General features: G+C 60.9%; 10 protein-coding genes and 1 riboswitch. Of the genes, 4 read left to right on the top strand and 6 right to left on the bottom strand.

Annotated features, from left to right (window positions below):
- Positions 1-77: 77 nt before the first annotated feature.
- The 3 genes from ACEG18_RS06920 to thiM are packed head-to-tail and all read right to left on the bottom strand — an operon-like array spanning position 78 to position 1960.
- Positions 78-779 carry a thiamine phosphate synthase gene (locus ACEG18_RS06920; RefSeq protein ID WP_372541940.1) on the bottom strand — a complete coding sequence of 234 codons (702 nt, stop codon included), beginning with the start codon at positions 777-779 and terminating at the stop codon, positions 78-80.
- Positions 776-1117, bottom strand: a complete 342-nt coding sequence (locus ACEG18_RS06915) for a thiamine-binding protein (RefSeq protein ID WP_372541939.1) — start codon at positions 1115-1117, stop codon at positions 776-778. The genes ACEG18_RS06920 and ACEG18_RS06915 overlap by 4 nt, the downstream gene beginning before the upstream one ends.
- 3 nt (positions 1118-1120) lie before the next feature.
- Positions 1121-1960, bottom strand: coding sequence for a hydroxyethylthiazole kinase (thiM, locus tag ACEG18_RS06910; RefSeq protein WP_372541937.1), 840 nt, complete (start codon positions 1958-1960; stop codon positions 1121-1123).
- A gap of 51 nt (positions 1961-2011) precedes the next feature.
- A riboswitch (TPP riboswitch) is annotated at positions 2012-2122 on the bottom strand.
- A 159-nt stretch (positions 2123-2281) separates the two neighbouring features.
- Here thiM and ACEG18_RS06905 point away from each other — a divergent pair.
- From ACEG18_RS06905 to ACEG18_RS06890, 4 genes are all read left to right on the top strand, one after another.
- A complete protein-coding gene (locus ACEG18_RS06905) occupies positions 2282-3190 on the top strand; it encodes an HAD-IIB family hydrolase (protein WP_372541935.1) in 909 nt (302 codons plus the stop codon).
- 10 nt (positions 3191-3200) lie between these two features.
- Entirely contained in the window at positions 3201-4097 is an 897-nt protein-coding gene (locus tag ACEG18_RS06900; RefSeq protein ID WP_372541934.1) for a LysR family transcriptional regulator, read from the top strand.
- A 155-nt stretch (positions 4098-4252) separates the two neighbouring features.
- Positions 4253-5386, top strand: coding sequence for a 5-methyltetrahydropteroyltriglutamate--homocysteine S-methyltransferase (locus tag ACEG18_RS06895; protein ID WP_372541933.1), 1134 nt, complete (start codon positions 4253-4255; stop codon positions 5384-5386).
- Between the two features lie 123 nt (positions 5387-5509).
- Positions 5510-6844: a uracil-xanthine permease family protein gene (locus ACEG18_RS06890; protein WP_372541931.1), complete on the top strand. Its 1335-nt coding sequence runs from the start codon at positions 5510-5512 to the stop codon at positions 6842-6844.
- Between the two features lie 60 nt (positions 6845-6904).
- Here ACEG18_RS06890 and ACEG18_RS06885 read toward each other — a convergent pair whose 3' ends face one another.
- From ACEG18_RS06885 to ACEG18_RS06875, 3 genes are all read right to left on the bottom strand, one after another.
- Complete coding sequence (locus ACEG18_RS06885) at positions 6905-7570, bottom strand: alpha/beta hydrolase (protein ID WP_372541929.1); 666 nt, start codon at positions 7568-7570, stop codon at positions 6905-6907.
- Positions 7571-7777: 207 nt separating this feature from the next.
- Positions 7778-9568, bottom strand: a complete 1791-nt coding sequence (locus ACEG18_RS06880) for a hypothetical protein (protein ID WP_372541927.1) — start codon at positions 9566-9568, stop codon at positions 7778-7780.
- A 271-nt stretch (positions 9569-9839) separates the two neighbouring features.
- A complete protein-coding gene (locus ACEG18_RS06875) occupies positions 9840-11612 on the bottom strand; it encodes a hypothetical protein (protein WP_372541926.1) in 1773 nt (590 codons plus the stop codon).
- Between the last annotated feature and the right edge of the window lie 149 nt (positions 11613-11761).

Genomic DNA, 11761 nt, shown 5'->3' with positions numbered 1-11761 from the left:
GCATCCCGGAATGGAGGTCCAAACTGGGATGCGCTTTCCGTTGCTGAAGATATGAGGCTGCGAATCAGCTGCTCGGCCTATGCCTCTGCCTGCTGCCAGGTGTCGACGAGCTCCTTGGCGGCGGCGTGGGGGTCGTCGGCACTGCAGACGGCGCTCACCACGAAAAAGCCGTCGACGCCGGTGGTCTTGAGCTGCGGCAGGTCGGCCGTCTTGACGCCGCCACCCACCACGATGGGCACGGGGCTTGCCGCGTGGAGTGCGGCCAGGTCCTCAAAGCTCTTGGTGATGATAGAGCCGTCGGCCGCGCGTCCGCAGTCGCGCTTGGTCTCGGTCTCGTGGAGCGGGCCGATGCCCAGGTAGTCGACCAGGCTCATGTCGGCGGTTTTGACGTACTCGAGCATCTCCTCGCAGCGGGCGGAAAGGCCCACGATGGCATCGGGGCCTAGCAGCTTGCGACAGACCTCGACGGGAATATCGCTCTGGCCCACGTGCACGCCGTCGACCGCAATGCCCTGCTCGCGCGCGGCGAGCACGCAGTCAAGGCGGTCGTCGATCAGCAAGGCGACCTGACCGGTCTTGCCGGCGCGTGCGATGGCCTGCGCGGCGTCGCCCGTCAGCGCGATGATCTCGCGGGCATTTGCCACCTTGGAGCGCACCTGGATGCAGGTAAAGCCTGCGTCGAGTGCCTGGGCCACTACATCGCCCACGGGGCGACCGAGCGTATTTTCGGGGCCGAGTACCAGATAGGCCGAGATGTCAAGGTTGTCGCGGATGCTCATCGTGTTTCCTCCTGCTTCTTGATCTGTGCTTCCATGCGCTCGAGCTTGCCGGTCATGGTGTCGGTAAATCCGGGTCGAATATCGGCTTTGAGCACGACTTCGGTGCGGATGCCCTTGCTCGCCAACACAAAGGTCGCGTCGCGCACGACCTGCATGACCTCGTCCCAGTCGCCCTCGATCTCGGTGAACATCGAGGTGGTGCGGTTGGGAAGGCCGCTCTCGCGAATGACGCGCACGACCTCGGCGACCTCGGCGGACAGCTCGTCGCCGGTGCCGCATGGGGCGATGGCTACGGCGACGAGCGTGTTCATGCCGGCATTGGTTGCGGGTTCGGACATGGCTTATGCCTCCTCGAGCTCGAGTTGGTTATCGGCGATGTCTTGGGCGGTTGCGCGATAGAGCTCGTCGATAAAGGCGACCTTAAAGCTTGCCGGGGCATCGGCGACGGCGGCGGCACGCGTGCCGGCCACGTTGTAGACGGCGGTGCCGCAGATGGCTGCCGTAAACGGGTCGGCGGCACAGGCGTACACGGCCAGCACGCCGCCCTGTGAGCAACCGCAGCCGGTGATCTTGGACATGAGCGGGCTGCCGCCGTGGGACTTGGCCACGGTCGTGCCGTCGGTAATCAGGTCGACTTCGCCCGAGACCACTACGGCGCCGCCGGTGTAGCGGGCGAGCGCCACGGCGGCGCCGCGGGCGGCGTCGACCGTGTCGGTGGTATCGACACCGCGCACGCGGCTCAGATCGGCTGCCTCGCCCTCAAGACCCCACAGGCCGGCGAGCGCGATGATCTCGGAGGCATTGCCGCGCACGATGGCGGGCTTGTACTGTTTGAGCTCGTTTACCAGCTGGGTGCGCAGGCTACCGATGCCCAGACCCACCGGATCGAGCACCCAGGGCTTGCCGGCGTCGTGTGCCGCCTTGGCCGCGCGGGGAATCGTCTGTTCGTAGATGGGGAAGAGCGTGCCCATGTTGAGATAGATGGCGCCGCCGCCGGCAACGAGCGCCTCGCCCTCGTCGGGCAGATAGACCATGGCGGCCGAACCGCCCACGGCGAGCTGCGCGTTGGCGACAAAGTCGATCGTCACCGTGTTGGTGATGGAGCCGGCCATCGGATTGGTGGCGCGAATCTCCTCCACGGCCTTGACCACATTTTGCTTAAGCTGTTCCGAATCAATCACTGCACATGCCTCCTTGGCATAGAAAAGGGGCGCTGTGCATAGACAGCGCCCCTGTAAAGGCGGCATGCTCCCTACGCCAGCATTAACTGACAGGTTCAAAGGATTGGGCCCCATGCCCTCTCAGCCTTGTGGTTTGCACCGCCGGCACTCCCGCATCGAATCTGTTGTTCCCTATACTAGCGCACCTGCCAAAAAGGGACAGGTTTATTTTGGCAGATGGCAACAGGGGCGTTGCATTTTCCCAGATAAAACCTGCCAAATATGCCTGTCCCTTATTGACAGGTCGTTACAATGGATACGGTGAAAATGACGGGGGACTCTATGATCAAACTTGTGCTGACCGATATGGACGATACGCTGATTCCAGCCGGGCATGATGGCGCCAGCGACTACGCCATTGAGGGTATTCATGCCATGCAAGCGGCGGGTCTGCACTTTGGCCCGGTTTCGGGTCGTCAGCCGTCCGCGATGGGCTGGATGTTCAAAAACCGTTCCGAGTGTTTTTCGACTGGTGCGTTCTGTAACGGCCAGGTGATGTTTGTCGACGGCGAAGTAGTCACCTCGCGCGCAATCGACAACGATGCTCTGATGCGTTTGGCCGACTACCTGGAGCAAGAGACCGACGATACATTTCTAAAAGTCTACAGCCTGGGCGATGACTTTTGGGGCAACGATTCCTATTGCGTGACGAGTGACCCCGAGCGCGTTCGTCGCGCTATGGAGTCGGGCGGCACCGCGTGGCTCAAAGGCGAAGAGGCCCCGTGCCGTCCCGTCGTCGATGACGCGCCGGTGTTTAAGTCGAATATCTGGAGTGCCCGTTCGCGTGAGGAGCTCGCGGAGCTACGCGAGCGCGTTGCCGCTGGGGTGCCGGAACTCTCGCTTGTGTTTCCCAACAACCGAGTGCGCCTGTTTGACATCCTTCCTGCTGATTGGGACAAGGGCTGCGCTGCGTTAGAGCTAGCGCGCGCTTTGGGCCTGACGCCCGACGAGGTGGCCGTATTCGGCGATTCCGATAACGATCTGCCCATGATCGATGCCGTTCCCAACTCCGTTGCAGTCGCCAATGCCAACGAGGCCGTCACGGCTGCCGCGCGCTGGCATATTGGCGCTGCGGCAGATGATGCGGTCGCCGGGGCTCTACATCAGATTGCCGCCTGCGCCGCGACGGGGGAGATGCCGTCGTTTATGCGCCAAATGGACGCGGCGGGTTTTGGCGTCACGAACGTCTAGGGAGAAGGCTATGAAGCTTCAGCAGCTCAGATATGTTGTAAAGGTTGCCGAATGTGGCAGCATCACCGAGGCCTCGCGCCGGCTCTTTGTGTCGCAGCCTTCGATTACCGCGTCGATTCGCGATCTCGAAAACGAGATGGGTGTGCACATCTTTGAGCGCACTAACAAGGGCGTCGTTGTGTCCGAGGAAGGCGAGACCTTCTTGGGCTATGCGCGTCAGGTGCTCGACCAGGCCGACCTGCTCGAGGGCAAGTACAAGGGCGCATCCGAGCAGGTGCCGCACTTTAGCGTGAGTTGCCAGCATTATTCCTTTGCCGTTAACGCGTTTGTTGACGTGATCCGCGAGTTCGATGCCGCGCGTTACGACTTTACCCTGCGCGAGGAGCAAACCCACGAGATTATCGAGGACGTCGCGCATATGAAAAGCGAACTGGGCATCCTGTACTTATCCGAGCATAACCGCGAGGTTATCGAGCGCATGCTGGCGGCCAACGAGCTCGTATTCGAGGGGCTTTTCTGCGCCACGCCGCATGTCTTTGTATGCGCCGACCATCCACTGGCGGACCACGCCAGCGTGACGCTCGAAGATCTCGAGGACTATCCGTTTTTATCCTACGAGCAGGGCAGCTACAACTCGTTTTATTATTCCGAGGAACTGACCTCGACCTTTGAACGCCGCAAGAATATCCGCGTGCGCGACCGTGCGACGTTGTTCAACCTGGCCATGGGCCTCAACGGCTACACGGTATGCTCAGGCGTGATCAGTCACGAGCTCAACGGTCCCGGCATCATCTCGATTCCGCTCGATGTGGACGAGTACATGGAGATCGGTATTATCACACGCAAGAACACAACACTCACGCGCTACGGGCAGGCCTATATCGACGCGATTCGTCAGCATATCTAGGCTGCTGTGCTCCGCGCGGGTCAAATTTCTTTATGGCAGTCCAGACTGATATAGGAATCATCTATATCAAACTGTTGTAAACGTATATTTTACGATGGCCATATGAGCGCTCATACTCTGTCCCAGTAAAGCAACCAATGCAAAGGGAGATATCTATGAGTGCTTTAACCACGCTGAACGCGCCGTTTCGCGCCGATATCGTCGGCAGTTTTCTTCGTCCGCAGGCCGTAAAGGATGCCCGCGCTGCCTATGCGGCAGGCACGCTTGATGCCGAGGGGCTTAAGGCTGTCGAGGACGATGCCATTCGCGATTTGGTGGCAAAGCAGAAGGCCGCCGGCCTGCAGGTCATCACCGATGGCGAGTTTCGCCGCAGCTACTGGCACCTCGATTTTATGTGGGGGCTGAACGGCGTCGAGCGTCGCACCTCGCGTACGGGCTATATGTTCCACGATGAGGAGACCACCGCCGACACCGCCGTGGTAACCGGTCCCATTAGCGGCGAGAGCCACCCCTTCGTCGAGCACTTTAAGTTTGTCAAGGCACTTGAGGGCGAAGCCCACGTTGCACGCCAGACCATCCCGGCGCCTATCCAGACGTTCTCTGAGGTCACGCTCGATCGCTGCGATGGGCAGCAGGAGAGCCTGCGCGCTGTCTATAAGACCGATGAGGAACTTGCCGACGCCATTGCAGCCGCTTATCGCACAGTGATCGCCGACCTGTACGCAGCAGGCTGCCGCAACATCCAGTTTGATGACTGCACCTGGGGCATCTACTGCGATACCGATTTTGTCGCCAAAACCGGCATGAGCCCGGTCGACCTGCAAAAGGTAAGCGAGCTGGGCGTGGCGCTCAACAACGCCGCCATCGAGGGCAAGCCCGACGATCTGGTTGTCAACACGCACGTGTGCCGCGGCAACTACCACTCCACCTATGCCTTTGAGGGCGGCTACGATCCCATCGCGCCGTACCTGTTCGCACATGAGAATGTCGATGCGTTCTATCTGGAGTTCGACACGCCGCGCGCCGGCGGCTTTGAGCCGCTCAAGTACGTCGCTCCCGGCAAGAAGGTCGTGCTGGGCTTGGTAACCACCAAGGCGGCAGAGCTCGAGAACGAGGACGCCATCGTCGAGCGCATCCGCGAAGCCGCAAAGTACGTGCCGCTCGAGAACCTGTACCTGTCGCCCCAGTGCGGCTTTGCCAGCTGCGAGATTGGCAACAAGCTGACCGAGGATGAGCAATGGGCAAAGATCGCTCTGGTCAAGCGCATTGCCGAGCGCGTTTGGAAGTAACGATACCGTTTGCAGGTGGCGGCGCGTGCGAGGCATTGCGTATCGCGTACAATGGTTCGGATCGTATCGTTCGGGCAGGTTATCCGATATGCCTGATCGCCCTTCCATCGTGAAAGGACTTCCATGTCCCAATCCTCGACGCCCGCCGTCACCGATGCCATCTACGATGCATCGCCGCTCGGCCGCCCGCGCATGTTCGTGTTGGGTTTGCAACACATGTTTGCGATGTTCGGAGCCACGGTGCTCGTGCCCGTGCTCACCGGCCTTTCCGTTTCGACGACGCTTCTGTTCGCTGGCATCGGCACACTGCTGTTCCACTTTCTATCGCGCGGTAAGGTGCCCGCGTTCCTGGGCTCGTCGTTTGCCTTTATCGCGGGTTATGCCGCCATTGCGCCCAACGGCGAGGCCGAGCTTTTGCCCTACGCTTGTCTGGGCGTTGCCTGCGCCGGCCTGCTCTATCCGGTGCTGGCAGCGCTGTTCCGCGCATTTGGCGCCAAGCGCGTCATGCGCTTCTTCCCGCCGGTGGTGACCGGCCCCATCGTCATTTCCATCGGCCTGATTCTGGCGAGCTCCGCTATTGCCAACTGCCAGACCAACTGGCTTGTGGCTGTTATTGCCGTTGCCGTTATCGTGATCTGCAACATTTGGGGTCGCGGCATGGTTAAGATCGTGCCGATCCTGCTGGGCGTCGTGGTGAGCTATGCCGTTGCCGCCGCGTTGGGTGAGGTTGATTTTTCGGGCGTTGCCGCCGCGCCGTGGGTCGGTCTTCCCATCGTGTGGGACAACACCGTGTTTGCACTCTTTGGGCCGCAGTTCGATAGCGGCCTTGCCACGACCGCCATCATCACCATCATGCCGTTGGCCTTTGCAACCATGATCGAGCATATCGGTGATATCTCCGCTATTGGCTCCACCTGCGAGCGTAACTACATTGCCGATCCCGGCCTGCATCGCACGCTGCTCGGCGATGGTCTCGCCACGATCCTGGCTTCGCTCTTTGGCGCTCCGGCCAACACCACGTATGGCGAGAACACCGGCGTGCTCGCTCTGACGCGCGTGTTCGACCCGCGCGTGATTCGCATTGCCGCGTGCTGCGCCATCGTGCTTTCCTTCTGCCCCAAGTTCGCTGCCGTGATCGCCGCCATGCCGCCATGCGTTATCGGCGGCGTGTCGCTCGTACTCTACGGCATGATCAGTGCCGTAGGCGTGCGCAACCTCATTGAGAACCAGGTCGATTTCCAGAACAACCGCAACGTGCTGGTGGCCGCTCTTGTGCTCGTGCTTTCGCTCGGCATCGCGTACAGCACCGCCGGCGCCATCGTGTTGGAGCTGGGCGGCGTGACGATTTCGCTTTCGGGTCTTGCCGTGGGTTCGCTGGTGGGTATCGTGCTCAATGCGATTCTGCCGGGTAATGACTTTGAGTTTGATGTCTCGGAACTCGAAGGGTCTGCCGAATAGCAGCTGTGTCCAACTCAGTTAAAAAAGCCGGCCATGCGTCCGATGCGCATGGCCGGCTTCTTAGTGCGCAAGAACCCAGTGGATGCCACGCGCCATGCGCAGGTCGGTTTGGGCAAAGTGGTTGCCGGGGTTGAGTTCCAGTGTTGTGAGGATGCCGCGCTCAACGAGCAACGTTTCCATTGCGCGCGTGTCGTCAAGTACGTGCCGCATCATGCGGTTGGGCGTCTTGGTTTCCTTTTTGCCGAGTGACAGATAGACGGCCTGCGGGTTGCCGGCAAAAGGGGTCGTGCTGGCGCGATCGACAAAGTCGGGAAACCACAACGACCCCGATGCGCTTGCGGCGCGGCTAAAGGCGTCGGTTTGCCAGAGGGACCAGAGCGCGAAGAGGCCCGCGAGCGAGTAGCCGGCAATGCCGCGCCAGGTGGGCGGCTGAGGAAGCGACGACTCGGCCTCTGGGATTATCCAGTTCAACAGCTCATCGAGAAATCCGGATGCCTGACCGCCAAAGGGCTCGGCATCGCGCACGGTTCCGTCGCATCCCCAGGGGCTCAGCTCGCGATTCCAGTTGAGGCTGCCAATGCCGACAAGCGTGAAGGGCGGGCAGTTGAGCTCTCGGCAGCGTTCATAAACCTCCGTGCCGTCGCCCATGACCACGGGAAGATAGATGACTGGTGCGCTTTCGGCATGCTGTGCATGAACGGTTATCTGCTTTTGATGCGCTTCCATGACGGGCTTCTCTCGGCGTTGTGATATCGACGGCCCCCATTGTCGCACGCCGGCTCATGCAGATTGGGCTAGACCAAAGACAATCTCGTGCATACCCTGCGGACGCATATGGAAAACGCCACCGCCGGAGGGGAGCTCGGCGGTGGCGTTGTTAAACGGTGCTGGGACTCGGGGCCTTCGCGGGAGCTGCCATGTGCGCAGAGGCGTCTAAGAGCGCTTGCGGCTCGCCATGGTGCCTGCGGCGATAGCGGCTGTTCCCGCAAGGATGGTTGCCACGATGGCCGCACCCGAGGTGTCGCCGATTGCCGCGAGCACGCCGGTAGTCTTGGCTTTCGTGATTGAAGCCGCAACGGCCTTGGTCGGCTTTGAGCCCTCAGGCTTGGGGTTCTGCTTGGACTCCGCGGGCTTGCTTTCTGCGGGCTTGGTCTCGTCGGGCTTGGGGTCTTCCGGCTTGGCTACCTCGGGAGGTGCGATGACCATGCTCTTGGCGACAGCTTCGTTATAGGGGGAGTCGATCACAGCGTCGCCCGTGCCGATGGCTTGGCCTGCCTCGTAGATGCCGTCACGGAGCTTGCGATAGTCAATGACCTTGCCGCCTTCGGGCGTCTGGATGGCGGCGTTCTCAATCTTGATGGTGCCGATTGTCTTGCCGTCAGCGCTCATGGCACGGGCAAAGATTGCCGCTGTATCTCCTTCGGCCGTTACCTTGCTGCGGATGATCGAGATGACTGCGGGTGTGACGCCCTCGCTGGTCTGGGCGATGATGCCGATGTTCTCGCCTTGGGGCTCGGGGCTCGTCTCACCATCTTGGTTTTCGCTGTAGGGGATGGGGCCGTCGCCGTTCTCGACATAGCGGGCTATGGCCTTGACAACGGAGTCGCTGATGTAGATGTGGCCACCCTCCTCGTTGGGTCGATCGTTTCTGGTGGAGAATGCAGCCGAAACCTCGCCTTCCGCAAACGCGTCCACGGTGGAGCCGTTCTTGACGACGATATCGTCTTGGTAGGTGAAGAGGGCAATGGCGCCACCGTATCTGCCTTTACTTGTGCGGACTGTCACGTTTGCATGATCGAGTGTGATGCCCTTGTGGGCATAGACGCCATATTCAACACCGTTTGCGTTGAGGGAGGCGTTTGTGGTTGCGAGGCTGCCCTTGGCCTCGACGGCGGCGTCTTTCTCGGAGCTCGCCTTGACCTGGCTGCCGTCCGAGATATTGATGTTGCCGCCGCTCCAAATGGCCTCACCATCGGCTGAGCTTGCCTCGACTGTGCCGCCACCCTTGATGGTGAGGTTCTTGTCGGTTCCGATACCCTTGTCCTTGGTAGCCCTGGCGGTGACGGCCCCGCTGTCGTCAATCGTGATATTGCCGTTTGCCCTGATGCCATCCGATACGCCCGTGGCGTTGACGTTGCCCGAACCTTTGATAGCGAGATCGCCCTCGGCGTCGATGGCATCAAACCCAGCGCTCGTGGCGTTGACGGATCCGGCTCCGTCGATGTTGATATTACCCGTGGAGAGGATAGCGTCCTCAGTAGATGTCACGCTGAGCGTGCTGCCCGCGTCGCCTTGGATATTGAGCTCGGCGTTCTCATTATTGCCATGAGAAGCCTTGATGCCTTCGATCCAGTCGGCAGTGACGATGTTGTTTCCCGAGTAATTCACGTTGAGCTTGCCTGCGGCCTGGATCTCGCCGCCGTTATAGTTGTTGAGCTTCAAGTCGTCGGCGCCGTCCCACGACCAGGTGCCGGTCTCGTCGCCCGCCGCAGTGCCGGCGTTGTATTTGGTTTCGCCGACCTTGACCCATTCCGCCGCGAGCGAGACGCTCGGCATGAGCAGCGAGCTCACCGTGAGCGCGCACACGGCGCCTACGACGATGCGGCGCGTCACGCGGCGCCAGCTGCCGTGCGTGAGTCCTATGCGACGGCGAACGTCGGGTTCGGCAACATGGGTTCCGGCGGTAGTGTCATTGCGTTTGGGGGTCGTGAACAAGGCTGCCATGGTTGCTCCCGTTCTCATAGGGCCTATACGGCTAGATTCAGCGTATCTGCTGGATGTTGCCGGCGGTAGTGCCGTTTGGAGGGCAAAATGGCCAAAATGGGGGAGAAATAGGCCGCACGCCGGCGCAGGGACCGACGCTAAAAGAAAAGCGCGGGGCCGCATGGCGACTCCGCGCTTTATTGTTCAGCTTTTGCAGCCTTGCCCTTACGCTACGAAGAAGTAGACGGGGAAGGCAAGAGCCGCGATCCACCCGTCCTGTGCGAAAAAGTGTTTACGAGCGTTTGCGACTCGCCAGGGCGCCTGTGACGATAGCGGCCGTTCCTACAAGGGCGGTCGCTATGATGGCTGCGCTCGAGGCGTCGCCGGTTGCCGCGAGTTTGCCGGCGGTCTTGGCTCCCGTGGCTGCAACTGCAACGGTCTTGATCGTCTTCGTGCCCTCGGACTTGGAACCCGGCTTGGTCTCGCCGGGCTTTTCCTCGGGTTTGGTCTCCTCGGGAGGCGCGATGAACGTGTGCTTGGCGACTGCTTCGTTGTAGGGGGAGTCGATCACGGCGTCGCCCGTGCCGATGGTTTGACCCGCCTCGTAGACGATGCCGTCGCTGAGTTCTTCCTTGTTGCGATAGTCAATGACCTTGCCGCCTTCAGGCGTCTGGATGGTGGCTCCTTCGATTTCGATGGTGCCGATCGCCTTGCCGTCCGCGCTCATGGCAAGGGCGAAGATTGCCGCCGTGTCTCCCTCGGCCGTGACCCTGCTACGGACGATCGAGATGGTCGCGGGCGTGATGCCCTCGCTGGTCTGCGCGAAGATGCCGATGTTCAGGCCCTCGGACTCAGGGATGATTTCGTCGTTTTGGTCTCCACTGTAGTGGTCGGGGCCGTCGCCGCCGGTCTCGGCATAGCGGGCTATGGCCTTGACAACGGAGTCGCTGATGTAGATATGGCCACCCGCTTCGCCGGAGTAGAAATTACTGGTGGAGATTGCAACCGAGAACCTGCCTTCTGCGAGCGCATCCACAGTCGAGCCGTTCTTGATGACGATGTCGTCCTCATCGGTGAAGAGTGCGCTGACTTCCCCGCCATCTGAGCTTGCGCGGACCGTCACGGTCGCGCCATCGAGCGTGATGCCCTTGTAGACATAGATGCCATACCCAACGCCACCTGCGTTGAGGGAAGCGTTCGTGACCGTGAGGCTGTTTTTACCGTCGATGGCGGCGTCTTCCTTGGAGCTTGCCTTGACCTGGCTGCCACCCGAGATCTCGATACTGCCGTCGGCCCAAATCGCATTGTCCTCGATAGAGCTTGCCTCTGCCTTGCCGCCGCCCTTTATGATGAGGTTCTCGTTAGCATCGATACCCTGATCCTCGGTGGCCTTGGCGGTGACGGTTCCGCTGTTGTCGATCGTGATGTTGCCGTCGGCCCTGATGCCATCCGAATCGCCCGTGGCGTTAACGTTTCCCGAGCCCTTGATGGTGACATCGCCCCCGGCATCGATGGCATCGTGCTCGGTGCTCGTGGCGTTGACAGTGCCAGCGCCGTCGATGTTGATGTTGCCGACGGAAGTGATGGCGTCACGAGAAGATGTCACGTTGAGCGTGCTGGACGCGTCGCCCTGAATATTAAGCTCGGCGTTCTCGTTCGCGCCATCCTTAACCTTGATGCCGCGGCCGTCGTCGTTAGTGACGGTGTTGTTGCCCTCGTAGCTCACGTTGAGCTTGCCCGCTGCCTCGATCGCGCCGCCGTTATAGCCGTTGAGCTTCATGTCATCGGCGCCATCCCATGACCAGGTACCGGCGGCGTCTCCCGTGGGGCCCGCGGCCGCTTCGTGGCGGACGCCGCCAACGTCCACCCACTCGGCTGCGAGCGAGATGCTCGGCATGAGCAGCGAGCTTACCGTAAGCGCGCATACGGCGCCTACAACGATGCGGCGCGTCACGCGGCGCCAGCTGCCGTGTGCGAGCAGCGTGCAACGGCGCAGGTCGGGCTCGACAAAATGGGCTCCAGAGGTTTTGTCATTGCGCTTGGGGGTCGTGAACAAGACGGCCATGGTTACTCCCATCCTCATAGGGCCTATGCGGTTATATCCAGCATATCTGCAGGATGTAGCCGTCGGTAGTGCCGTTTGGAGAGCAAAACGTCCAAAACTTGCGAAGCAATACATCGCGCGTCCGTGTGGTGCCTGGCTTTAAAAGCAAA

The organism is Collinsella aerofaciens (assembly GCF_041537385.1).
GTDB lineage: Bacteria > Actinomycetota > Coriobacteriia > Coriobacteriales > Coriobacteriaceae > Collinsella > Collinsella aerofaciens_BV.
This window is presented reverse-complemented; position numbering and strand designations above follow the sequence as displayed.